Annotated in this window: 21 protein-coding genes; 16 read left to right on the top strand and 5 right to left on the bottom strand. The window is 58.5% G+C overall.

The features are described 5' to 3' along the window. Window positions 1–29 precede the first annotated feature (29 nt). The 11 genes from DXH78_RS15705 to tcuB all read left to right on the top strand — a co-directional run bounded on the left by DXH78_RS15705 (window position 30) and on the right by tcuB (window position 12,335). On the top strand, window positions 30–1,028 hold the full coding sequence (locus DXH78_RS15705) for a quinone oxidoreductase family protein (protein WP_245416899.1): 999 nt from the start codon (window positions 30–32) through the stop codon (window positions 1,026–1,028). Next, the gene (locus tag DXH78_RS15700; RefSeq protein WP_115518167.1) at window positions 1,025–2,554 is read left to right on the top strand and encodes a class I adenylate-forming enzyme family protein; all 1,530 of its coding nucleotides are present in this window, start codon (window positions 1,025–1,027) and stop codon (window positions 2,552–2,554) included. Before DXH78_RS15705 ends, DXH78_RS15700 begins: the two co-directional genes overlap by 4 nt. Next, on the top strand, window positions 2,554–2,979 hold the full coding sequence (locus DXH78_RS15695; protein ID WP_115518166.1) for a PaaI family thioesterase: 426 nt from the start codon (window positions 2,554–2,556) through the stop codon (window positions 2,977–2,979). Before DXH78_RS15700 ends, DXH78_RS15695 begins: the two co-directional genes overlap by 1 nt. Before the next feature lie 146 nt (window positions 2,980–3,125). Further along, window positions 3,126–3,650 carry a thiamine pyrophosphate-binding protein gene (locus DXH78_RS15690; RefSeq protein ID WP_115518165.1) on the top strand — a complete coding sequence of 175 codons (525 nt, stop codon included), beginning with the start codon at window positions 3,126–3,128 and terminating at the stop codon, window positions 3,648–3,650. 12 nt (window positions 3,651–3,662) lie between these two features. After that, the gene (locus DXH78_RS15685) at window positions 3,663–4,274 is read left to right on the top strand and encodes a thiamine pyrophosphate-dependent enzyme (protein ID WP_115518164.1); all 612 of its coding nucleotides are present in this window, start codon (window positions 3,663–3,665) and stop codon (window positions 4,272–4,274) included. 12 nt (window positions 4,275–4,286) lie between these two features. Continuing rightward, window positions 4,287–5,699, top strand: coding sequence for an aldehyde dehydrogenase family protein (locus tag DXH78_RS15680; RefSeq protein ID WP_115518163.1), 1,413 nt, complete (start codon window positions 4,287–4,289; stop codon window positions 5,697–5,699). A 25-nt stretch (window positions 5,700–5,724) separates the two neighbouring features. After that, a complete protein-coding gene (locus DXH78_RS15675; protein WP_115518162.1) occupies window positions 5,725–7,854 on the top strand; it encodes a hydantoinase/oxoprolinase family protein in 2,130 nt (709 codons plus the stop codon). Between the two features lies 1 nt (window position 7,855). Continuing rightward, complete coding sequence (locus DXH78_RS15670; RefSeq protein ID WP_115518161.1) at window positions 7,856–9,427, top strand: hydantoinase B/oxoprolinase family protein; 1,572 nt, start codon at window positions 7,856–7,858, stop codon at window positions 9,425–9,427. Window positions 9,428–9,449: 22 nt separating this feature from the next. Further along, window positions 9,450–9,800 carry a RidA family protein gene (locus DXH78_RS15665; protein ID WP_115518520.1) on the top strand — a complete coding sequence of 117 codons (351 nt, stop codon included), beginning with the start codon at window positions 9,450–9,452 and terminating at the stop codon, window positions 9,798–9,800. A gap of 8 nt (window positions 9,801–9,808) precedes the next feature. After that, window positions 9,809–11,221 carry an FAD-dependent tricarballylate dehydrogenase TcuA gene (gene tcuA / locus DXH78_RS15660; RefSeq protein WP_115518160.1) on the top strand — a complete coding sequence of 471 codons (1,413 nt, stop codon included), beginning with the start codon at window positions 9,809–9,811 and terminating at the stop codon, window positions 11,219–11,221. Continuing rightward, a complete protein-coding gene (tcuB, locus tag DXH78_RS15655) occupies window positions 11,208–12,335 on the top strand; it encodes a tricarballylate utilization 4Fe-4S protein TcuB (protein ID WP_210209595.1) in 1,128 nt (375 codons plus the stop codon). Before tcuA ends, tcuB begins: the two co-directional genes overlap by 14 nt. 30 nt (window positions 12,336–12,365) lie before the next feature. Here the strand turns inward: tcuB and DXH78_RS15650 are convergent, their stop codons facing one another. The 3 genes from DXH78_RS15650 to DXH78_RS15640 all read right to left on the bottom strand — a co-directional run bounded on the left by DXH78_RS15650 (window position 12,366) and on the right by DXH78_RS15640 (window position 15,095). Then, entirely contained in the window at window positions 12,366–12,686 is a 321-nt protein-coding gene (locus DXH78_RS15650; RefSeq protein ID WP_115518158.1) for a 2Fe-2S iron-sulfur cluster-binding protein, read from the bottom strand. Window positions 12,687–12,887: 201 nt separating this feature from the next. Beyond that, complete coding sequence (locus DXH78_RS15645; RefSeq protein WP_430727502.1) at window positions 12,888–13,337, bottom strand: nucleoside deaminase; 450 nt, start codon at window positions 13,335–13,337, stop codon at window positions 12,888–12,890. Window positions 13,338–13,382: 45 nt separating this feature from the next. Beyond that, a complete protein-coding gene (locus DXH78_RS15640; RefSeq protein WP_115518156.1) occupies window positions 13,383–15,095 on the bottom strand; it encodes a thiamine pyrophosphate-requiring protein in 1,713 nt (570 codons plus the stop codon). A 289-nt stretch (window positions 15,096–15,384) separates the two neighbouring features. Here DXH78_RS15640 and DXH78_RS15635 point away from each other — a divergent pair, with 289 nt between their 5' ends. The 5 genes from DXH78_RS15635 (at window position 15,385) to DXH78_RS15615 (ending at window position 20,456) form a co-directional block, all read left to right on the top strand. After that, window positions 15,385–16,329, top strand: coding sequence for an ABC transporter substrate-binding protein (locus DXH78_RS15635; RefSeq protein ID WP_147292659.1), 945 nt, complete (start codon window positions 15,385–15,387; stop codon window positions 16,327–16,329). A gap of 81 nt (window positions 16,330–16,410) precedes the next feature. Continuing rightward, the gene (locus tag DXH78_RS15630) at window positions 16,411–17,241 is read left to right on the top strand and encodes an ABC transporter permease (RefSeq protein WP_168192859.1); all 831 of its coding nucleotides are present in this window, start codon (window positions 16,411–16,413) and stop codon (window positions 17,239–17,241) included. A 1-nt stretch (window position 17,242) separates the two neighbouring features. After that, window positions 17,243–18,040 carry an ABC transporter ATP-binding protein gene (locus DXH78_RS15625; RefSeq protein WP_115518153.1) on the top strand — a complete coding sequence of 266 codons (798 nt, stop codon included), beginning with the start codon at window positions 17,243–17,245 and terminating at the stop codon, window positions 18,038–18,040. A 61-nt stretch (window positions 18,041–18,101) separates the two neighbouring features. Further along, entirely contained in the window at window positions 18,102–18,911 is an 810-nt protein-coding gene (locus tag DXH78_RS15620) for an enoyl-CoA hydratase/isomerase family protein (RefSeq protein ID WP_115518152.1), read from the top strand. A gap of 24 nt (window positions 18,912–18,935) precedes the next feature. Then, window positions 18,936–20,456: a class I adenylate-forming enzyme family protein gene (locus tag DXH78_RS15615; RefSeq protein ID WP_168192858.1), complete on the top strand. Its 1,521-nt coding sequence runs from the start codon at window positions 18,936–18,938 to the stop codon at window positions 20,454–20,456. A gap of 750 nt (window positions 20,457–21,206) precedes the next feature. On the opposite strand, the gene DXH78_RS15610 is transcribed toward DXH78_RS15615, so the two are convergent. Continuing rightward, window positions 21,207–21,962, bottom strand: coding sequence for an SDR family NAD(P)-dependent oxidoreductase (locus tag DXH78_RS15610; RefSeq protein WP_115518150.1), 756 nt, complete (start codon window positions 21,960–21,962; stop codon window positions 21,207–21,209). 23 nt (window positions 21,963–21,985) lie between these two features. Further along, the gene (locus tag DXH78_RS15605; protein WP_168192857.1) at window positions 21,986–23,173 is read right to left on the bottom strand and encodes an ABC transporter substrate-binding protein; all 1,188 of its coding nucleotides are present in this window, start codon (window positions 23,171–23,173) and stop codon (window positions 21,986–21,988) included. Window positions 23,174–23,245 lie beyond the last annotated feature (72 nt).

Raw genomic sequence — 23,245 nt, 5'->3', positions numbered from 1 at the left:
GCCTAGTTCGGTATCGGATCGAGTGGTTCATGACGAGCGCGACAATGAGAGCCATTGCGTTACGTGCGCATGGCGGGATTGATCAACTAAAGCTGGAGACGTGGGACGTACCCGTTGCTGAAATGGGGCAGGCGCTCATTGAAGTGAAAGCCTGCGGTCTGAACTATATGGACGTCTTCGTTATGCGTGGCATGCCCGACATGCCCACGAAGATGCCGCGAATTCCCGGCGGCGACATCGCAGGAATCGTAAGGGCCGTCGGCGAAGGCGTAGACAAGGCCTGGGTCGGCAAACCGGTTGTTCTGTTCCCGCGTTTTCCAACCGGTGGTGTTCTTGGCGAAAATGGAAATGGTGGCCTTTGCGAGTATATCGCGGCCGATCATCGCCAGCTCATCGAGATTCCTGCGGGCGTCAGCTTCGACGATGCGGCGGCTTTGCCGATTGCGTACGGTACGTCGCATCGGATGCTTTTCACGCGCGGCAACATCAAGGCGGGCGAAAAGGTACTCATTCTTGGAGCAAGCGGCGGCGTTGGTGTTTCGTGTCTGCAGTTCGCAAAAATGGCCGGATGTGAGGTCTTTGCGTGTACTTCGAGCGAGGCGAAGGGTGCCAAACTCAAGGCATTGGGCGCCGACCACATCATCAACTATGTCGAGCAACCCGAGTTTTCGCGCGCGGTGTGGACAGCGAGCGGCAAGAAGGGCGTCGACGTAGCGGTCAACTTCACCGGTGGTGATACCTGGATCCAAACACAGCGATGCATGGCGACGGGTGGTCGCATCCTTACCTGCGGATCGACCGCCGGCCACATGAGTATGATTGATGTCCGTTTTCTTTGGCATCGCGAGACAGAAATCATTGGAAGCCGCGCATATGTTCCGGAAGACATAGTCGCATGTCTCGAACATGTCGCTTCTGGCCGGCTCAAACCTGCGGTTGAGACCAGGTTGCCGCTTGAGCAGGCGGCGCGAGGCGTTGCTCTGCTCGAAGACAGGCAAATCTTTGGTAAGGTCATCGTAGTCCCATGAGCGAAGAGATTCGCAATCTCGGCAGCCTCGGCAGCAATTTCCGAGATGCAGGCCACACCGCCATTATTGATCTGTACGATCCGCTGAATCCGCGTGTAATCGATTATCCAGCATATCACTCCGCCTGTGACGCCATTGCGCGGGGGCTTCTTAAACGCGGTTTCAAGCCTGGGAGCCGGATCGGCGTACTCTGTTCCAACAGGGCAGAGTTCTTGCAGATATTTTATGGCGCGATGCGTGCTGGCGTTGCCCCGGTGATGATGGGCATCCTGCAGCCGCCGGAGACGCTCGCCTGGATCATGCAGGACTCTGAAGTCGAGCTGGTTTTCTGCGAGGCGGCGTTGCGTGAAAAACTCCCATCGGGGACGCCGATCGTCGTTATTGATTCCGACGGGACCGATGGGCTGGAGGCCTTCAAAGACGGTGGCTCGCTGGTGCCGTTCAGGCCGGAGCACGATTCGCTCGCCTTTATCCCGTACACGTCAGGATCGACCGGGCGCCCAAAGGGCGTTCTGCTGTCGCATCGGGCGCACAGCTGGGTCGCGGAGAAGATTTCAAGTGACCGCGATTTTTCTCCGTCTGATCGGATGATCGTGGCCGCGCCGCTGTATCACAAGCACGGGATGAACTCGATCAAGTGCGTCCTTTACGGCGGTTCTACGGTCGTCTTGATGCCGAAATTCAACGCTCGCGCCTACATCGAAGCGATCAACAAATTCCAAACGACCGTCGTTTCGGGCGTGCCGACGATGTTCGCCATGATGCTTCAGCAGCGCGATCTCTTAGCAGGCCGCGACTATTCGTTTGTGCGGCTGGCCACGCTGGGCGGTGCTCCAGCGTCGGACGAGTTGCTGGACCAGGTGGCAGATCTATTTCCCAATGCAATGATCAACCTCATCTTCGGCATTACGGAGACAAGTGCGGCCCTGTTCGGCCGGCATCCCCAGGGCGAGACCCGGCCGCGTCACTCCGTTGGGTGGCCGATAGCGGGTAACGAGTTCAGGCTGGTTGGCGGCGAGGACGGCAACTTCGGTACCCTGCATGTTCGCGGCCGCGGGATGATGAGCGGCTATGTCAAAAATCCAGAGCAGATGAAGAAGCGTATTGACGCAAATGGATGGTACAATACCGGCGACATCCTCCGTAAGGATGAAAAGGGCTGGTTTTATTTTGTGGGCCGTTCCGACGACATGTTCACGTCAAGTGGACACAACATCTACCCGGCTGAAGTTGAACTCATGCTCGAGCGGCATATTGACGTCGATCAGGCAGTCGTCGTTCCTGCGCCGGACAAGATCAAGCACACTGTTCCATACGCCTTCATCGTTAAGCGCGCTGGTTCTGCACTCAACGAGGAAGAGGTTAAGCAGCATGCGCTGAAGAACGCGCCTCCCTATCAGTATCCTCGGAGGATCGTATTCGTCGACGTACTGCCAGTGAATACGGTCGGCAAGATCGATCGCCGAAAGCTTGAGGCGGAAGCGGCACGCCTTACAGAGACAACGCAAGTCGGAAAGGTGTCCTGATGAGCATAGATCCTTCCGGCAAAACCGTGGCCGATGTGCAGGCGATCGTTGACAGAAGTGCCTTCCTCTCCTGGCTTGGAATAAAAGTGATCGCCCTCGAAAGCGACACGATTGAGGTGCGAGCCACTTGGCGTTCTGAATGGGTTGCCAATCCAGTCGTTGGGCAGACTCAGGGCGGTATTCTCTCGGCGCTGATCGATTTCGCGGCTTGTTTTTCCCTTATGAGCAAGATTGGACGGCCAGCTTTTACCGTCGACTTGCGAACTGATTATCATCGGGCCAGCAAGAACAGCGATCTCGTCGCTAAGGGAAGCGTGATCAAGTTCGGCAAGCAGGTGGCGACCTGTGAAGCGGAACTGTTCGATCTGGAAGGCCGCCTGATCGCCAGTGGGCGCGGGACTTTTCTTACCGCTTCGTCGTCCTGATCCGAACGGCGGCCATTCATACGGCAGGATGATAAATAGACAAAAATTAATCGTTTGTGACTCAAGCGACGCTCCTTATTGTCCTCTTGTAGTAGCAAACTAAACGGTCGATGGGTGGCTGCGGGTAATGCTGGGCCGAGGCGAGCATGTCGGAAAATAAAAAGCGGGAACCGTGGGAAGAAATCGTCATCCGCGTTCTCAAAAAGAATGAAGTTAGGCTCGTTAGCCATGTGCCGGATAATGTTCTGTCTCGCCTCATCCGGCTCATTGAGGAAGATCCATACTTCACGGTGATTTCGCCGGCGCGGGAAGAGGAGGCGATCGGCATCGTGGCTGGCGCCTACATGGCTGGCACGCGCGGTATTGTGCTGATGCAGACCAGCGGTTTTGCGACCGTTGTCAACGCGCTGGCGTCGTTGGCGTGCCCCTATCAAATCCCGATCGTTATGATGGTGTCCGAACGGGGCACTCTTGGCGAGTTTCAACTGGGCCAATCGATTGTTTGCCGCACAATGCGCCCGGTTCTGGTGAGTTTGGGAATGGAGCACTTTGCAATCCAGGATATCGATCAGGTCGAATTCGTAGCCGATGGGATGATCTCGCAAGCGTTCACCACCCAATCGCCGGCGACCATCATTCTCTCCCCGCTTCTTACGAAGCGAAAAGTCTAGAGGAGGTGGCTCATGTCGAACAGTGAACCCGATATTACGCGAGAGACCGCGTCCCTCCTTAATCGAAGCGACCTCACTCGCAGGCTTGTCGAAAAGCTCGATTCCCAGGAAGCCGTTATTGGCGGCATCGGATTTTCCAATTTCGATCTTTGGGCAAGCGGCCAGCGCCAGCAGAACTTCTATATGCTCGGGAGCATGGGGTTGGCGACAGCCATTGCTCTTGGCGTGGCGGTCGCGCAGCCTGATCGCAAGGTATTCGCACTGGATGGCGATGGGTCGATTCTCATGCAGCTCGGTTCCTTTGGCACCGTAGCGGCAGTTGCTCCCAAGAATCTGGCGATCATCATCTGGGACAACGGCGCTTACCACATCACTGGCGCGCAGAAGACGCTCACCGAGAAAGGGTCTGACCTGGTGGCCATCGCCAAGGGGGCGGGCATAAAGCAGGCCTTCTGGGCAGCTGACGCCGAACATTTCGAGGCGTTGGTCGAGCGGACTCTAAGCGGAGATGGGCCTTGGTTGATTGTCGCCAAGATCGACAAGGAGAGGCCGACCGGCGTTACCGAAAGAGACCCGGTGAAGATCCGAATCAATTTCATGAACGGCATTGCCGCAAAAGCTTAGCAGAGGCTAGCCGTGTCAAAGTTGCTCATTGGCGGTCGCTGGGTAGACGGAGAGTCGACTGATCGATTGTTCGATAAGTTCGGAGGTCGTTCTTTCGGGGAAATGGCCGTGGCTTCCCTGGAACAAGTCGATGAAGCGGTCGCCGGAACGCATGCTGCAGTGGCCTCGTCGAAACTGGGCCCATACGAACGTTACCGGGTCCTGTCAGAAGCGGCGAGGTTGCTCGAGAACCGCTTCGATAGGCTGATCTCGCTGATGCGCGACGAGGTCGGTTTCACACGGGCGGACGGCGAGAACGAGGTGCGCCGTTGCATTCAAACGCTTGAGTTATCGGCGGAGGAAGCCAAGCGTCTCAATGGCGAGCTTATTCCGATGACCGCTGCGGCAGGCAGCGCTGACAGGATTGGGTACACCATTCGCAAGCCGCGCGGCGTCGTGTGTGCGATCACTCCATTCAATTCGCCCCTCAACGTTGTGGCCCACAAGGTTGCGCCGGCCCTCGCGGGAGGGAACTCGGTCGTCGTGAAGCCGTCCGAGCATACGCCGCTGTCTGCGGTTGAACTGTGCAAGCTCTTGATCGACGCCGGCTTGCCGCCGGAAATGCTGGCCCTTGTGCACGGGCCTGGACAGGCAATCGGAAAGCGTCTGCTCGCGGACCAGCGGATCGCATTCTATGCCTTCACCGGCAGTACGCGCGTTGGCCGCGAGATTCAATCGGCGGCGGGTTTGCGAGGAACCCAGCTCGAACTTGGGAGTATAGCGAGCACGATCGTTTGCAGCGACGCGGATATCGGACGCGCAATTCCCAAGATTATGAATGCGGCTTTCCGTAAGGCCGGCCAGGTCTGCACGTCGGTCCAGAAGCTTTTCGTGGATCGTCGTATTGCGGCAAAATTCACGCCGGCGTTTGTGGATGCCGTTCGTTCCCTTAAAGTAGGCGATCCGGCTGATCCTTCCGTGGTCATCGGGCCTATGATTTCCCAAGCGAGCGCCGAGCGCGCCGCCCGGTGGGTCGACGAAGCGGTGTCTGCTGGTGCTCGCGTTCTCGTCGGGGGCACTCATGACGGTGCGCTCTTTATGCCCACGGTTCTTGACCGTGTTAGCGCTGATATGCGTGTCGTTTGCGAAGAGATATTCGCCCCCGTGGTCTGTATCATCGAATTCGACCAACTGTCGGAGGCCGTGGCACAGGCAAATGCGACTCCATTCGGGCTGGCAGCCGGACTCTTCACCTCGAATATCAGTACGGCCCTACGGACGGCGCCAGCACTTCGTTTCGGCGGTGTTCATATCAACGAAGCATCCAGCGCACGCGTTGATGTGATGCCGTTCGGTGGCGTCAAGGAAAGTGGCTTCGGCCGAGAGGGACCAGCTTATGCGGTGCGTGAGATGACCGAAGAGCGGCTGATCACCGTCTCCTACTGAACCCGAAGCCGGACCATCAAAGCCTATGAATAAGCAAGTTAAAGTCGAGAACATCCTGCGTGTCGCGGTCGACATCGGCGGGACATTTACAGACGGGGTGGCCGGGCTTCTGCCGGCAGGTCGAATTTGGGTGGCCAAATCACCGACCACGCCGGACGACCCAGGCGAGGCCGTCTCCACGGTAATCCGGGACTTGCTGAGGCAGGTTGCCGCTTCCTATGCCGACGCCGAGTCCAGTTCACCGCCTCTCGCGGAGGTCGTGCACGGGACGACACTCATCACGAATACGTTGATCGAGCGAAAAGGGGCCCGATCAGCCCTCGTTACGACCAGCGGAATGCGTGACGTGCTCGATATCGGGCGGGAGTGGCGCTACGACATCTACGATCTCGAGATCGAACTGCCCAAGCCCCTTATCGCCGAGACTGACCGTATCGAGGTCAGCGAACGCCTCGATGCGCGCGGCGAGAAGTTGTTGCCGCTGACGGCGGCCGAAGCGCAGCGCGTGGTCGACGAACTGCGGTCACTGAATGTGACTTCCGTCGCGGTGTCTCTGCTGCATTCGTATGTCAACCCGGATCACGAAAAGGAAATCGCAGCCCAGATCAAGGCGGCCCTTCCGGGAATGTTCGTCTCTCTGTCGTCAGATCTGGCTCGCGAAATCAAGGAATATGAGCGGACGTCGACCGTGGCCGCGAACGCTTACGTGAAACCGCTCGTTTCTAACTACCTCAATGAACTCAACGCGCGTATTGCGGCGATTAAGGAGAATGTGCCACTTCGCGTCATGGTGTCGAGTGGCGGCTTTAGCTCGGCCGAAGCGGGCGCCGAATCGCCCATTCTTCTCCTGGAGTCGGGCCCGGCGGCCGGCGTCATGTCTGCGCTCAACACTGCGCGCCAGAACGATGTGCAGCAGGTGCTCGCATTCGATATGGGGGGGACAACCGCCAAAGCCTGCGTTGCAGTGGGCGGTGAGGCGCCAATCGCGCACAGTTTCGAATGCGCCCGCGTCAAACGGTTCCGCCGGGGTTCGGGACTGCCCATTTTGATACCAAGCATCGAGCTGATTGAAATCGGCGCCGGCGGGGGATCGATCGCGCACTGCAACCGGCTTGGTCTTCTGAACATCGGCCCGGAATCGTCCGGATCGGTGCCGGGGCCTGCCTGTTACGGGCGCGGAGGCACCGAGCCGACCGTAACGGACGCGGATCTTTTGCTCGGCTACCTGAGCCCGGACAATTTTCTCGGCGGTGAAATGAAGCTCGACGTTGCCAACGCGTCTCAGGCAGTGGCGAAGCTCGCAACTGACCTGAAGGTGTCGCCTCTGGAAGCGACCTGGGGCATCTGCAACGTCGTCAACGAGAATATGGCGAGCGCCGCGCGCATCCACATTGCCGAAAACGGCCTCGACCCTCGCGACTTTACCATGATCGCGACAGGCGGTGCCGGCCCGGTGCATGCCGTGGAAGTGGCGCGCAAGCTTCGCATTCCGCGAGTGTTGATCCCGATTGCCGCGGGCGCGGGCTCGTGCCTCGGCATGCTGGCAGCGCCTGCGCGTGTGGATCGCGCGTGGTCGAATCCGCAGCTGTTGGCCGATGTTGACTGGCAGACGGTGGCCCAGAACCTGGCTGATCTTCGTCACGAGAGTCAGGCGGAGCTGGAGGCGGCTGGAGCCGACACCGTCGAATGGATTATCGGGGTTGATATGCGTTATGCGGGGCAGGGTGCCGAGATTGCGGTCACGCTTCCCTTCGAGGAAGTATCGCAAGCGACGGCCGATCGTTTGTTGAAGTCCTTCGAATCCGAATATGAGCGCCTCTACGGCCGCCTGGTGCCAAACGCCTTGCCACAGGTCATCACGTGGCGCCTGGTCGGTCGGGCACCCAACGAGGGACAACGCTTCGCTTGGGGGGACAGTCGTGCGTCTGCTCGTAAGGACGTCGTGCCATCAGGGCAGCGCAAGATTTACCTGCCGCTCAAGGGCGACTTCGAGATGGTGAATGTCTACAACCGCTATTCGGTGCCGCCGGATTCATCTCTGATAGGGCCTCTCATCCTCGAGGAGCGTGAGTCGACAATTGTGGTTGCAGTTACGGCGGATGTTTCCATCCGATCCGACCTGACGGTCTCGGTGACGATCAAGGAATTCGATTGACATGAAGACAGCTTCGGCTCCTGCGCCGACTCGGCGCAACTCGTCTTTCGACGCGATTGAACTCGAGATTCTCTGGAAGCGCTTGATCAGCGTTGTTGACGAGGCATCGGCCGCATTCGTTCGAACCTGTTTTTCGACTTTGGTCCGGGACGGAAACGATTTCGCGATCGTGCTCACGGACGCAAGGGGCCGCTCGCTCGCCCAATCTACGATGAGCCTGCCGGGTTTCATCGGATGCCTTCCGGCGACGGTGCGTCACTTTCTGGAGAAGTTTCCCGCGGATACGATCAAGCCTGGCGACGTATTCATAACAAACGATCCCTGGAAGGGATCCGGTCACGTTCACGACGTGACGACGGCAACGCCCATATTTCATCGTGGTCAACTTGTGGCCTTCGCGGCGGTCGTTTCTCACTTGCCTGACATCGGAGGCAAGCTACGCAGCAACTCCAGCCGAGAAATCTACGAGGAAGGCTTGCAGATACCGGTGATGCGATTGCTCGATGGTGGCAAGCCAAACGATGTTCTGATCGAGATCATTACGCAGAATATCCGGGTCTCCGAACAGGGAATGGGTGACGTCTGGGCGCAGGTTTCCGGTTGCCGGACCATGGGGGAGCGGCTTCAGGGCCTGCTGGATACGGTCGATATCGAAGCGCTAGGTTCGGAAGTGCGCGCCCGCTCGGAAAAGGCCATGAGGGATGCAATTCGTGCAATCCCAGACGGGGTATATCGTTCAACAGTGAACCACGATGGCTTCGAAGGCACGCCGATCAAAATCGAGTGTGCATTGACCGTTCGTGGAGATGAGATCTCGATCGACTATGCAGGTACCAGTCCCCAAATTCCATATGCGATGAACGTCGTACCGATATATACGTTCGCATACACGGTATACGGCCTGAAGGCGCTGTTATGTCCGGATATTCCGAACAACGAAGGCTGCTTCATTCCGATCAAGACCTCTGCCCCCATCGGCTCGCTACTAAATCCAACATATCCTGCCGCTTCCGGTGGACGTAGCGCGATCGGACATCTTCTGCCTGCGGCGGTGTTTAAGGCGCTCGCTAACGTACTGCCTGATCAGGTATGGGCGTCCGGATCGCCCAATTCGTCCATGACCATGTCGGGGGAGTATCGCGGCAAACGGTTTGCCGTCGTGAACTTTCTCAATGCGGGCCAAGGCGCCACTTCCCGACGTCCTGGATTCTCGGCTTTGAGCTTTCCGGCCAACCTCGGAAACACGCCGGTAGAAATGATGGAGAATCTTGCGCCGATCCGGGTCGTTCGTCGTGAAATCCGTCGGGGCAGCGGCGGCGAGGGCAAGAATCGAGGCGGAGCCGGAATCAGCTTCGAGTTCGATATTCTGTCTGACGCCTCGGAAATCATGGCGTCATTTCTGATGACGCAGTTGAAGGCGCCCACCGAAGGATTGGCTGGCGGTGGAGCGGGCAGACCAGGGCGACTTGCGATCAATGGTCAACAGACCGATCCGACGACGCCACGCGTGCTGAAACCTGGCGATCGCGTACTGATGGAAACCGCGGGTGGCGGTGCGTACGGCCGCGCCTGAACGTCTAGAGAATGAGGATAAGATGAGTGAAATTAGTCGTTTCGATCAGAACCAGCGCCGTAGCCGTGCGATCGTGCATGGCGGCATCGTATACACCGCCGGCCAGGTTCCCGACGATATGTCTCTCGACGTGACCGGGCAGGCGCAGCAGGTTCTTGCCAAGATCGAACAACTGGTCAATGAAGCCGGCTCTAACAAAAGTCGAATCCTCACTGCCCAAGTCTGGTTACGGACGATGGATGACTTTGCTGCCTTCAATAAGGTCTGGGATGCCTGGGTCATTCAAGGTTCAACTCCGACGCGCTGCTGCGGCAAGGTTGAGATGAACAATCCAAATTGTCGCGTGGAGATTCTTGTTACGGCGGCGCTCTGAGGGCGAGCATGGGTGAGTTAGGCCAGCTCGATCCCGCTAAGCTTTATGACGTACTGGTCGTCGGGGGAGGCAATGCGGCGCTTTGTGCGGCAATCGCCGCGCGCCGCGACGGTGCGTCGGTCCTCGTGGTGGAGGGCGCGTCAAAATTCTATCGTGGCGGCAATACAAGACATACCCGAAATATTCGCTGTGCGCATGACACCGCGACTGAGACCCTCACGGGCCCATACAGCGAAGAAGAGCTTTTCCAAGACCTGCTGCGCATGACTGGGGGTAAGACCGACGAGCCCCTCGCAAGACACATGATTCGCGAGTCGAAGGAAGTGCTGGTGTGGCTGACGGAGCAGGGCGTACGTTATCAACCGTCGCTCGGAGGCACACTCACGCTCGGTCGAACCAATGCGTTCTTCCTCGGCGGCGGCAGGGCCATGCTGAACGAACTCTATCGCACGGCTGAGCGGATTGGAATCGACGTTGTCTACGACACACCGGTTACGGCGTTGGAGATTGACGGAGGCGTCTTTAAATCGGCAACTGCGTTGCATAAAGGGGTGCCCCATAAACTCCGGGCGAAAAATCTGGTGGCGGCTGCCGGCGGCTTCGAGTCCAACATCGAGTGGCTGAAGGAATATTGGGGCGAGGCGGCCGAAAACTTTCTCATCCGGGGTACTCCGAACAATCGCGGCACCGTTCTCAGGATGTTGCTTGATGCTGGGGTTCAAGAGACCGGCGACCCGACGCAATGTCACGCGGTGGCGATCGATGCGCGGGCGCCGAAGTACGATGGCGGCATTATCACCCGACTGGATTGTGTGGTCTTCGGCATCGTGGTGAACAAGAACGCCGTTCGCTTCTACGACGAGGGCGAGGACATATGGCCCAAGCGCTACGCAATCTGGGGCCGTCTCGTCGCGCAACAGCCGGACCAGATCGCCTATATCGTGTTCGACGCGTCCTCGCTGGAGCTCTTCATGCCGTCGCTCTTTCCGCCGATTACGGCGGACACAATTGAAGAACTCGCTGGCAAGCTCGGTCTCGATCCGGAAGTTCTCGGTAAGACAGTTAGTGAATTTAATTCAGGCGTCCGACCGGGGAACTTCAACCACGCCGACCTCGATGGATGCCGAACGGAGGGGGTGACACCCCCGAAATCGAATTGGGCACGGAAGATCGAGAAAGCGCCCTTCTATGCTTATCCAGTCAGGCCCGGGATCACATTCACCTACCTTGGGGTGCGTGTGAATCTTGAGGCGCGCATGATCATGAATGACGGGAGTCCGGCGGAGAACATGTTCGCGGCCGGTGAGATCATGGCCGGTAATGTTCTGACGAAGGGATATGCCGCCGGCATCGGTATGACGATCGGCAGCGTCTCCGGACGTATGGCAGGACGAGGGGCGGCGAAGAATGCGCACCGTTGATATGCATACGACGACGTCCCACCCGACCGAGGCTTTGAATGAAGCGGACCGGTTGATGGTGGTCTGCAACTCCTGCCGCTATTGCGAGGGCCTTTGTGCGGTGTTCCCGGCTATGGAGCGCCGGAGGCTCTTCACCGATGCGGACCTCAACTACCTATCCAATCTTTGCCATGGCTGCGGAGCCTGCTTCTCTGATTGTCAGTTTTCTCCGCCGCACGAGTTTTCGGTCAATGTGCCGCGGGCGCTCGCAAAGGTACGAGGCGACTCATACCGAGTCTATGCTTGGCCTCGACCGCTGAATGGGCTTTTCGCCAGAAACGGCCTCGCCATCAGCCTCATCGCTGCGCTAAGTGTGGCAGCCTTCATTGTCGGCTTCGCCGCTTATCGTGATGCCAGCGTGTTGTTCGGGGTTCATACTGGTCCCGGCGCCTTCTACAAGCTGATGCCGCATAACACGATGGCCGTTCTGTTCGGTTCGGTCTTCGTCTATTCATTGGTGGCACTTACGCTGTCCATGCGTGCATTCTGGCGCGACATATCTGGCGGCGCACCGATTGGCGGCCTACGACCGCTTCTCCAGGCGGTAAAGGATGCCGGTCGGCTGCGTTACCTCGATGGCGGCGGCGCTGGGTGCATCAATGATGATGAAGAGCCGACAGACCGGCGCAAGCACTATCATCACGCCACATTCTACGGCTTTCTTCTCTGCTTCGCGGCGACGTCCGTGGCGACGCTCTACCACTACTTCCTGGGGCGCGAGGCCCCTTATCCCTGGTGGGACTTGCCGGTCGTTCTCGGGACGCTTGGCGGGGTGGGACTTGTTGTCGGTCCAATTGGCCTTTTGGTCGCGAAGTTCAGGCGCGCCCCAGAGCTTCTCGATGAAGCGCGGTTCGGTATGGACGTCGCATTCATCGTCATGCTGATGCTGACGAGCGTCACGGGGCTGGCCTTGCTCGTCTTCAGGGCAACGCCCGCCATGGGGATACTGCTCGCCGTGCACCTAGGCGTGGTTTTTGCTCTGTTCCTGACGATGCCCTATGGAAAATTCGTTCATGGCCTGTATCGTTTTCTTGCTCTCGTGCAATACGCGAGAGAGAGCAAGACAGGCCATTGATCCGGAGGCGCGGCAAGCGCTGATGGGCTGTTAGCCCTGCTTCGAGGGCGTATGAACGATGATGCCGTCGAGCTCATCGGTCACCTGGACCTGGCACGAGAGTCGCGACGTTGGGCGGACATCCTCACTGAAGTTGAGAAGGTCCTGCTCAAGTTCACTAATCGGGCCCGTCTTCGAAAGCCATTCCGGCTCCACGTAGACGTGACAAGTGGCGCAGGCGCATTGTCCGCCGCACTCGGCAATAATTTCGGGGATATCGTTTCGCCGCGCGACCTCCATGAGCGATAGCCCAGCGTCGGAATCGACTTGCCTGTGTCGGCCGGTCGAGTCGATGAATGTGAGTGTCGGCAAAGGCGGCGCTCCGTGAGCATAAGCGATCGTTCGCGAATCTGCCTTTCGGCAGTTTTCGATGCTCCATTTGCAATAAGCGTTCGACCCACGTCTAAGCAAATTGGATCTTTCGAACGATTATGCAGCATCTCCGATGCATGCCGCGTCAGAGCGGATGCCGTACCGCGGCGTCTACCGTGTGTGCGGAAGTCTAGGAAAGAGTTAGCCGCTACTTATTTGGGCGCTCGCCCAGTCACTGAACAGAGCTTGTGCTTGTGGGCGCATTAATTGCTCCGACGGCTGACGACGCTTGGCGATAGGCAGTCGGACTTCGCGGATCAGCTCGTCCAGGTGTATGCCCACCTTTCCGCAATCGTCGACCGTGGCCGCGTAATAGGTCTTGCGAATCCGGGCGTACCAGATGGCGGCGACGCAAAGGGGACACGGTTCGCAAGTCGCGTAGAGATCGCAATCGCTAAGGTCGCGTGTGCCTAACTTATCGCAGGCGTCTCTGACCGCAAGAATCTCTGCATGTGCAGTGGGGTCGTTTCCGCTCCCGCTAAGGCTCACAGCCTCGCAAACGACCGATCCGTTTCTCGCTATGACTGCGGCGAAGGGGCGATGGCCTGCCTGGCCGAGTCCCATGCGTGCGGTATCTATCGCCCGCTGCATCAGTTCGTTCGGTGTCATGAGTGGTGCTCCGGAGATGGGCGCGTTCTAACGGCCTTCTGTAAGAACATTCAATACGGCGGGAACGCCGGCTCGCACGGCGTCCAGCCCCCGCTCTATCGCGTTGGGTAACTCCGCCGGCGTGTCGACCTTTTCGCCATAGCCGCCAATGGCAGAAATCGTCTTCTCGTATTGAGGCGAGGGTGCGAGCGACGTTAATGGCATGTCATTGGACTTGGCCGCGGCGCCGCGGGGATAGACCGATCGGGCCGCGACCCTCACGGCGTGCCAAGCGTGGTTATTCGAGACAATTGTCAAAGTCGGCAGCTTCTCGGCTGCCTGAACGAAATGATAGGGGGTCGGGTTGCCGAACATGTATGACCCTTCGCCGCAACACACGATCACCTCCCGCTCGGGCGCAGCGAGCTTGGCGCCAAGGGCAGCACCGAGACCGAAACCGAGGCCACCGGCCAAGCTTGTCGCCATGTAGCTCCCCCATTCGTTCAGTTCCAGAAAGTCCGGAGCATTGAAGCCGAGCTCGTTGATGATTATCGCGTCGGGCGATTTAAGAGCATTGAGGCAATGCGTAATCCACACCCCGCCAGCGCGGGGAGCGGCGCTCGCCTTGTCGATCTGTCGCCGGCGCTCAAGCGCCTGTTCGTCCCGGATCCGACTGATACTGATACGGCGCTCGTCCTTCCTGATCTTTGCCTTATTGTTTGCTGCTGCGGTCATGGCCTGGTCGAGCGCGACGACACCACGCGTTGTCTCGCTCGTGATTAGAACGTCTGTTTCGAACTCCCGGAACGGGTAGCGAGACGCGAGAGGATCTGCCGACATATGGATGACCTTGGCGCCCGGTGACGGGCCACCGACGCTCGGTAGCCATGGAACATCGTTGTCCAACACCAAAATCACGTCGGCTCGAGGCAGGATTTGGTGCACATTATGACCGAGGTTCATCGCGTGCGCTGTCGGTAGATTGAGGTCGCGAGTCTGTGATTGGACCACCGGAATCGCGTGCCGATCGGCGAAATCTGTGAGCGCGGCGTAACTGGTGCGCGTCCTTCCGGCTGTCGCGGTGATAATTAAAGGAAAGCTTGCATTGGTGAGAAGCTCAGCGGCGACTCCGATTGTTTCGGGGCATGGATGAGGGGCGGCCGCGCCGAGCCCGCGGAGGTTGTTGCGCCGCTTGTCAACAACGGGCCCTCCTAGAACCTCGCGAGCGAGTGTGAGATAAACCGGGCCTCGCGGCTCGCTCATCGCTATGTCGAGAGCTCGATCGACGACATCTCCGGCCGGCTGGCCGTGGCGCCATTCGTAATCCCATTTGACGTATTCGCGGACGAGTCCGCCCTGGTCGAATGATTCCGTGCCCCAGTGAATGTAACCGTTGCGCGATTCCGGGAAGCCGGTCTCGGTGTTGGGCGTACGACCAGCCGCCAGCAATACTGGGATATGATCGCGCGAGCAGTTCATCAAACCGCAGAGCGCGTTCGCCGTACCAACGGTGACATGGCACATGACCGCTGCGGGCTTTCCGGAGAGGCGATAGTAGCCGTGTGCCATAGCCATCGCGAGATTTTCGTGAGGCACGGTGACGAAGCGTGGAAAACGTGCGCTGTTTGGTTCGCGGGCCAATGCTTCAACGATTGGCGCGAAGTCGGTACCGGAGTTGACGAACGCATACTCCACGCCTCTCTGCGCCAGGCGCTCAAGGAAGGCAGTAGCCGCAAGGTCTGGAAGCGGTGTGTCGTGCATTGCGCGCACCTTGAGGTTGAATGGCGTTTCGATGGAATCCGCAGCGCAGCGTGATGGTGACTGAACTACGAGCGTGAATGCAACCGCGCCTCAACAGTCACTCCGACTTATTAGCCTAGGAGATTAATATGCGACGAAAAAGCAATTTGTGCTGTTGAGTGTGAGCTTCATACTCTCTCTCGGCCGGCTCGCTCGCGCTTGGGCGCGAGCTGATGGCACGTGCATTGCATGCCATTCATCGGTCTGATCCTCGGTCGGGCCAACGTTTATCTCGTTACAGGAGCCTCCGGTGTTTTCATATCCAGCAACACTCTTCCGCGCACTTGTTGTGGCGCTGACGACCGGTCTTGCCGGCGGCGCATATGCCGCTGATCAGATGCGCGTTCACGTGTCGCCGCCGCTCTCGATTGAATCGGCGCCGTACTGGCTGGCCGATGAACTTGGGTACTACAAGGAAGAGGGCATCGATTATAAAAGCATGCCGATGGCGACCAGCGTGGGCGTGACCGCGACAGTTGCGGGTGAGGTCGAGGCGACCCAGATCCTGGGGTTGTCGCTGCGAGGCGCGGTTCAGGGCATCGATATGAAGATTGTGATGGTCTTCAATCGGTCGCCGACTTTCAGCTTCGCCGCTCGTCAGGCGGGTACATGGGCGGAGCTCAAAGGAAAAAAGATCGGTGCCACCGCTATCACCACCAGCTCAACGGTTATGATGCGGCAGAAGCTCCAGGCAGCCGGCGTTGACCCGGCTAAAGACGTGACCTTCTTCTATCTTGGCGCTCCCAGCTCCATCTATGAGGCGTTGAATGCGGGCACCATCGATGGCGGCTATGTCGTGGTGCCCAATGAATTTGAGGCCGAGAAGCGCGGCATGAAGTTGCTGCCTTATGCCGAAGGTGTGCGTATTCTCGTCGGCGGCGTTGCGGTTCGCGGCAAATTCGCTGCGGAGAACCCGGAGCTTCTCAAGCGTTTCCTCCGCGCCACCTATCGCGGGCTGCGCACGTTTCACACCGATCGCGCCAAGACGATTCCCGTTATGGCCAAGGTGATGAAGATCGACGTGGGCCTGGCGGAGAAAGTGTATGACCGGTGGCGTGGCGCATTGAGCGAGGATGGTCACGAAGATGAGGCATTCATGGAGGCCGCGCTTAATTATGAGTTCGGCGCGACGGTTCCGCAGAAAGCCCGAGAAGCTTTCGATTTTTCCATCGTCAAAAGCTTCAAGGACAAGTAGTGCGCACCGCAAGCAGACGCTCAGCTGGAGCGAATTCTGAGGCAAACGAGTGTACAGGCCGGCATCGCCATGAGTGACATGATGACTGCGTCGACTGCCGGTCGCAGCGAACGACGGGCTCCAGGAATCATGGAGCGTCTCGCAAAATACGAAAAGACGCTCTATGGCGTTGGCACTGTCGGTATCTTGTTGGTGGCTTGGCAGGTCGCCGTTGCGAACATTGATCCATCGCTCGCGCCGCTCTTCAGCTCGCCAACGCGTGTACTGGCATCCGCGATTGAGTTGTTCCAAAGCGGGGAGCTTGTTCACCACCTTCAGGTCAGCGCCGTCGAGTATGCACTGGGTTACGGCGTGTCGATTCTGATAGGCGTTCCGCTCGGCATTGCCCTGGGTTGGTACAAGCGATTCAATTACGCACTCGATCCACTCACGACTGCCCTGTACGTTGCGCCTGGGGTGGCTTTTATGCCCCTGATTATGATCTGGTTCGGCATTGGCCTCGCTTCGAAAGTCGTTCTTATTGTGCTTCTCGCGTTGTTTCCGATCATGATCAATTGTCGTGACGCGGTGAAGACGACGCCGAAAAATCTTCTGGAAGCAGCACGGAGCTTTCAGGCGTCGCAAGGGCGCATCTTTAGGACGATTGTCTTCCCGTCAGCCGTGCCATTCATCTTGACCGGATTGCGCCTCGGAGCGGGACGCGCGTTGATCGGCGTCTTCGTCGCGGAAATGTACATTTCACAGGCAGGCATCGGGTACATGATTACGCAGGCCGGGACGAGCCTCAAGACCGATGTCGTGTTCGTTGGCGTGATCATCTTCTGCATTGCTGGCCTTCTCGTCTTCGAATTGATCGCTCAGCTCGAGCGTCGGTTCGAGAAATGGCGACCGCAAGTTGGGTCCGGAGAGTGATATGACGCCAAAGGTCCAGATATCTGGCGTCCGTATGGAGTATCGTCGCAAGAGCGACGAAACGGCGACTGTAGCGTTGGACGGAGTTAATCTGTCGATCGAGGCAGGGAAGTTTGTTGCGCTTGTCGGACCAAGCGGCTGCGGCAAGACCACGCTGATCAAGATTGTCGATGGCCTCATCAAGCCCAGTTCAGGAAGCATCGTTATCGATGGAAAAGCGGTCAGTGGTCCCGGACCCGATCGTGCCATGGTTTTTCAGGACGCATCCTTGCTTCCGTGGCGCACCGTGTTCGATAACGTTATTTACGGCCTCGAATGCCAGGGTCGGGTAACCGATGCGAGCCGGCAACGGGTGTCCGAGCTGCTCCAGTTGGTGGGCATTGCGAAGTTCGCCCGACACTATCCTCATGAATTGTCGGGTGGTATGCAACAGCGTGTGAATATTGCGCGTGCGCTGGCGGTGGATCCCGAAGTGCTGATCATGGATGAACCGTTTGCGGCGCTTGATGCCCAGACGCGCGAGCTGATGCAGCAAGAATTGCTGAGGATATGGAGCGAATCCAACAAGACTGTCTTGTTCGTCACCCACCAGATCAACGAAGCCGTTTATCTGGCCGACGAAGTCGTCATTCTTGGCTCGCGTCCAGGCCGTATCAAGCGGTGCGTCGACATCAAGCTTGACCGTCCCAGGCCGTTATCCATCAAGCGGGATCTCAATTTCCTTCGGTATGAGGACGACATCTGGTCCACGATCGAAGAGGAAGCATCTAAAGCGATGTTGCGCGAGGAAGTGGCGTAGCTAAGAAGCCCGCCGTCAGCGAAAGCGCCAACCATCGTAACTTGGATTGAGGAAGTATAAGATGTCGGAAGAACATGTCGTTACACGCGTATCCGGAGCGGAACATATTGCGTGGATGCGTCTCAATAGGCCGGAGAAGAAGAACTGCCTTTCAAACAAGATGATGGATAAGATGATCGTCGATATTAAGGCGATCACAGAGAATACCGACATCAAGGTTCTCGTTCTGTCAGCGGCCGGGGATTCGTTCTGCTCTGGACTCGATCTTTTTGATTTGCGCGAAGCGAACACCAAGGAGCATCGGTTTGGCCGATCGGAGGGGACTCGCGAGATTACTCAGTTGCTCCGTAAAATGCCGCAGATCACCATCGCTTCAGTGCAGGGGTGGTGTCTCGGTGGCGGCATCGCCCTGCTCAATGCCTGTGACCTCGCGATTGGCGCAGAGGACGCCAAGATCGGCATGCCGGAGGTTCTGCGAGGATCGTATGGTGAGGTGGCGACGCCCACTCTTTTCCACACCAAGATTCCCCTGAAGCAGGCGTTTTACATCTCGTTGACGGGGCGCAATCTGAGTGGGGTTGAAGCAGCTCGGATCGGTCTTCTGTCGAAAGCTGTGCCTACGGCGGATCTCGAAGCATCGGTTGATGCCCTCGCCAGAGAGATTGCCTCTCGTCACCGAGTGACGCTGACCCATGCGAAGATTGCCGGCTACACAGAAGTCGATTTGTCATTCGCCGACGCAATGGCTGCGGACGAGCTCATCGGGCATCGGCAGCGCTTCTACATGAATCCCTTGAATGACGTTGAGAAGTATCTCGGGTCGCAGAAGGGCGGTGGTAGCGTCACGTACAAGAAGCCGGACGCGCAGTAGAAGATGGATGAGAGGGGATTAGCGGTGTCTGGCGCCTTCGGTCTGTACACCGTTCATAATTTGCTTGCCGTGAACGCCAGGCGTTACCGCGACCGCGTCGCGCTGGCGCAGGGCGGCGTTCGGCTACGATACGAGGAGCTGAATGCCCGAGCAAACCAGCTGGCGCATGAGCTCATTGCGCGTGGTGTGCGTCCTGGCGATCATGTCGGCGTCCTTGCCGGCAACACGATTCCGCACGTTGTTGCGCTGTATGCCGTGGCCAAGGCAGGGGCGGTTTCCATCGTTTTCGATGTGAAATGGGTGCCGCGCGAGACGGGTATCGCTGTCAACCTCTTCGACTGCAGTCTTCTCATTGCTGACCGCGCGCACGCGGCACAGTTGTCCGATGAGGCGATCGGAAGTGTTCGGTGCGGGGTCCTGTGGTGCGATGCGCGACGCCCGCAGGACTGCGAGTTCGAAGGGGCGTACGCGAAGCGCCCCGGTGACGATCCCGGCATTCCTGTTGCGGAAGATGCGACATTTATGCTCATGCTGACTTCTGGAACCACGGGGCGTCCGAAGGGCTGCATCAAAACCCACAAAAGCTACCTGCACAGTACGATCAATAATCTTCTGAGCAAAAGAATGGGAGGCGGAATCAACGAGCTGTTGGTTGTGCCGATCTACTACAATTCGGGCCGTGTCAGCCTCATCACGCAATTGAGTTTTGGCGGCACGGTTCACCTCCGCGAGACATTTGACGCGACCGATGTGCTGACGACGATACAGGAGGAACGCATCGCGTGTATTGCGCTCGCGCCACAGCAATGTGAGGAGTTGCTTCGGCATCCGGATCTGGACCGGTACGACAAGTCTTCGCTGCGGGTGTTGCGTAAGGCGGGCTTGCCGTTTCAGAAGCGCTCGCTTGAAGCGATCGTAAAGTCGATCACGCCGAACGTTTTTCAGTCCTATGGAGGCACGGAGTTCTCCGAGGCGTCGGTGCTGATGCCTGAGGAGCAGTTGACCAGGATAGGGTCGGCGGGCCGACCATTGTGGGGGATGGAGATCGACGTTGTGGGGCCGGACAAGCAGCCACTGCCGGCCGGGACGCAAGGAGTAATTCGGGTGCGCGGGCCGAGCGTTTGTGATGGTTACTATCACGACAGCGAGGCCACAGCGGCTGCCTTCCAGGACGGCTGGTATTATTCGGGCGACCTTGGATTCATGGATGAGGACGGGTTCCTGTATATCTCTGGTCGCGAGAAGAACATCATCAAGACAGGGGGCATCAATGTCGCGCCGGCCGAGATTGAGGATGTCCTTCTGTCTTTCCCCGAGGTCGCCGACGCGGCGGTCGTTGGCATAGCAGACGACAAATGGGGGACGGCGATCAAGGCCATGGTGGCGCTGCGAGACGGCGCGGCGATCTCCGAGCAGGAATTGTTGAAGCGCTGCGGCGAGAGCCTCTCTCGATACAAATTGCCGAAGGTAATCGAGTTTGTGGACCAGATATCTCGCGATGCGCTGGGGAAGACCGGTCGCGCTTCGGCGGCGCGGAATCCCTGAACTCCTTTGATCTGATAGCTGAGGCGCGTATCTGCGGCCAGGCTTCAATTGATCACTCAGATTGGCTGATCGTACGGGATATCGCCCATTCACTAGGCCGCGCCAGCATCTAGCCCGGTTCCGGTCATGGTGGCCAGTTCCGTCGGAATGCAGGCCTTGTGGACAAATTGTTGCTCGGACAGGTGCGAGAAGTAGTCGGAGCAGCCCGTGCTAAGAGAATAACGTCCGTGCCGTTATGCTGAGTCATCAGCATAAATGACGTATTCAAGGCCATTGTCTTCGTTTGCAAGACCTATTTTCTGCCATATCTCGCGTGTGACAAAGCCGAGCACGACCGCCGGCTGCTCTATCGCCAAGACGTAAATGATTGAATTAAAAATAACATTCGCTACTGCCCCGTTATGGAGAGGGGTAAGTGAAGTAAGAAGGCGTTATTGAAAAATTGGTTATCTGTGGCTTACTATTCGGTACACCGATCGCAAGTTCTTCTACTTGACTAGGAGAGGCGCGAACTGCCGCTCCGCTGAGCCGACGGTAAAAAAATGGTCAGGTTACCGGCGCGCGCCCCGCTGGGTGACCAGTTTAACCTCACGTGTGTCCCAGAGATCGCGGGACGATCGGCTACCATGTCGACCGATTATCGACAGTTTGCGGCAATGCTGGTCAACGGATGCAAGGCTGGTTCGCGAACCGCAGTCGGGCTAACGCGAACGTAATGATTGCGGCAACCGGCATTGCCATCATTTTACTTCAGGCCATCGATCCACCGTCCACAAGATAAGTCGCTCCGGTACAGAACCGGCTGTCTTCGCTTGCGAGGAACAGCATCATGTCTACGACATCGGCAGGCTCGGCGTAGCGGGCCAGCGGGATGCGCGCTGTCGAGCCGCCAGGTCGACCTGCCGCTACCATGGCTTCGTCGATCGCGGCCATCATTCGGGTCCGCGTCTGCGCCGGATTGACCGTGTTGACGCGGACATTGTCGGCGGCGCCTTCCAGCGCGGCCGAGTGCATCAGGCCGACAACGGCATGCTTGCTTGCGCTGTAGGCCGCGAGCATCGACGAGCCGCGCAGCCCGGCGACGGAGGAGGTGATCACGATGCTGCCGCCGCCCGTCTCCTTCATCGCCGGCATCAGGGCCGCAATGCCTAGCCAGACGCTACGCACATTCACTGCCATGACCTTGTCGAAGGCCGAGACCGGGAGGGCATCGATCCTCCCGATCTCGCCTTCGATGCCGGCATTCAGTAGCGCGATGTCGATGCGGCCGAAGCGACGCTTCGCTTCCGCCACAACCTTCTGCATCGCGGCCTCGTCGGTGACGTCGGCGACGACAAAGCCCACTCTGTCGAACAGGAGGGCCGTCATCGCCTGCTTTAAGGCGACCTCATCGCGATCGACGAGGAGAACCTTGGCGCCTTCCTCGGCGAACCGCCTCGCTGCGGCCGACCCTATGCCGCCCGCCGCGCCCGTGATGATTGCAACTTTGTCCGAGAGACGCCCCATAGCGTTCGCCTTCCTTGTCGCTGCTAGAACGTGCAGCCGGTCTTGCCTTCGGGAACGAAGCCTTCTTCGCCCGATACTTTGCCCGACAATTTGTAAACGTCGAACGGACCGACCGACTCCGACGGCGCCTTCACCGACGCGATATTGAGGTCGTAAATGACGCGACCATCCTTGCGAATCCGACCTTTGAAGTCGAGCACCGAGACCGGCAGCTTCTTCATCTCTTCGACCACCGCTTTGCCGTCGGTATGCGACTTCATCTGGCTGACGGCTTTCAGGTAGTGCTGGGTGGCGGCATATGCCATGAACTGGTTTTCGCTCGGCACCTTCTTCATCTTCTCCTCGAAGCGCTTGGAGAAGGCGCGCGTGACATCCGACTGGTCCCAGTAGACACTGTTAGTGACGATGACGCCTTGGCCGACCGTCAGTCCGAGCGCCAGCGCGTTCGGGATCTGGAAGGCGGGGGCAACAAACTGCATCTTCGCATGCAAGCCGAATTCGCGCGCTTGCTTGATCGACGTGGACATGTCGTTGCCCGAGTTGATGAAGGTGATGACATTGGCGCCCAGTGACTGCGCCTGCAGCAGGTAGGTCGAGAAATCGGGCGTGCCGAGCGGGTGTCGGACGGCGCCCACGATCTTGCCGCCTTCCGATGTCACCAGGTTGGTGACCAGTTCCTGCAGCTGGTGGCCGAAGGTGTAGTCGGTGACCAAGAGGAACCACTTATCGCCGCCGCGCTTGACGACGACCTTGGGGGCGGCGTTGCCGAAGGCGTAATTATCCATGCCCCAGACGACGCTGTTGGGCGAGCATTTGGCACCGTAGAGGTCCGATGTCGCCGGGCCGAGGGGCAGGGCGACCTTGTTGGCGCTGCGTGTCAAGGCCTGGGCGGCGAGACCGACCGTCGAGGTCGTGAACTCCATCGCCACGTCAACGCCACGCTCTTCATACCATTGGCGCAGGATGCTCAAGGCGACGTCCGGCTTGTTCTGGTGGTCCGCGAAGATGATTTCGATTGGCTTACTATTCACCTTGCCACTGGCGTCGGCAACCGCGAGGCGGACGGATTCCACCGCGCCCTGGCCGACAATGTCTGCAAACGGGCCGCTCATGTCGGTGAGGACGCCGATGCGGATCGTGTTCTCGTCCGCCATGAGCGGGCCCGTCAACGCCGTCAGTACCGCAAGTGCTGCTGCTGTTTTCCTGATCATTTTCCCTCCTGCCTCCCTTTTCGATGGCGCGCCGGGTCTGGCGAACCTTCTCGAGCGTTCAGCCGATTGCTG

The organism is Undibacter mobilis, from assembly GCF_003367195.1.
GTDB classification, from domain to species: domain Bacteria; phylum Pseudomonadota; class Alphaproteobacteria; order Rhizobiales; family Xanthobacteraceae; genus Pseudolabrys; species Pseudolabrys mobilis.
The sequence above is the reverse complement of the archived record's forward strand: the minus strand, read 5'-3'. Positions and strand labels throughout refer to the sequence as shown.

Bases quoted from the DNA above. Each gene is read 5' to 3' on its own strand.
- DXH78_RS15705 (WP_245416899.1), top strand. From the start codon at position 30: ATGACGAGCGCGACAATGAGAGCCATTGCGTTACGTGCGCATGGCGGG.
- DXH78_RS15700 (WP_115518167.1), top strand. From the start codon at position 1,025: ATGAGCGAAGAGATTCGCAATCTCGGCAGCCTCGGCAGCAATTTCCGA.
- DXH78_RS15695 (WP_115518166.1), top strand. From the start codon at position 2,554: ATGAGCATAGATCCTTCCGGCAAAACCGTGGCCGATGTGCAGGCGATC.
- DXH78_RS15690 (WP_115518165.1), top strand. From the start codon at position 3,126: ATGTCGGAAAATAAAAAGCGGGAACCGTGGGAAGAAATCGTCATCCGC.
- DXH78_RS15685 (WP_115518164.1), top strand. From the start codon at position 3,663: ATGTCGAACAGTGAACCCGATATTACGCGAGAGACCGCGTCCCTCCTT.
- DXH78_RS15675 (WP_115518162.1), top strand. From the start codon at position 5,725: ATGAATAAGCAAGTTAAAGTCGAGAACATCCTGCGTGTCGCGGTCGAC.
- DXH78_RS15670 (WP_115518161.1), top strand. From the start codon at position 7,856: ATGAAGACAGCTTCGGCTCCTGCGCCGACTCGGCGCAACTCGTCTTTC.
- DXH78_RS15665 (WP_115518520.1), top strand. From the start codon at position 9,450: ATGAGTGAAATTAGTCGTTTCGATCAGAACCAGCGCCGTAGCCGTGCG.
- tcuA (WP_115518160.1), top strand. From the start codon at position 9,809: ATGGGTGAGTTAGGCCAGCTCGATCCCGCTAAGCTTTATGACGTACTG.
- tcuB (WP_210209595.1), top strand. From the start codon at position 11,208: ATGCGCACCGTTGATATGCATACGACGACGTCCCACCCGACCGAGGCT.
- DXH78_RS15645 (WP_430727502.1), bottom strand. From the start codon at position 13,337: ATGCAGCGGGCGATAGATACCGCACGCATGGGACTCGGCCAGGCAGGC.
- DXH78_RS15640 (WP_115518156.1), bottom strand. From the start codon at position 15,095: ATGCACGACACACCGCTTCCAGACCTTGCGGCTACTGCCTTCCTTGAG.
- DXH78_RS15630 (WP_168192859.1), top strand. From the start codon at position 16,411: ATGACTGCGTCGACTGCCGGTCGCAGCGAACGACGGGCTCCAGGAATC.
- DXH78_RS15625 (WP_115518153.1), top strand. From the start codon at position 17,243: ATGACGCCAAAGGTCCAGATATCTGGCGTCCGTATGGAGTATCGTCGC.
- DXH78_RS15620 (WP_115518152.1), top strand. From the start codon at position 18,102: ATGTCGGAAGAACATGTCGTTACACGCGTATCCGGAGCGGAACATATT.
- DXH78_RS15610 (WP_115518150.1), bottom strand. From the start codon at position 21,962: ATGGGGCGTCTCTCGGACAAAGTTGCAATCATCACGGGCGCGGCGGGC.
- DXH78_RS15605 (WP_168192857.1), bottom strand. From the start codon at position 23,173: ATGATCAGGAAAACAGCAGCAGCACTTGCGGTACTGACGGCGTTGACG.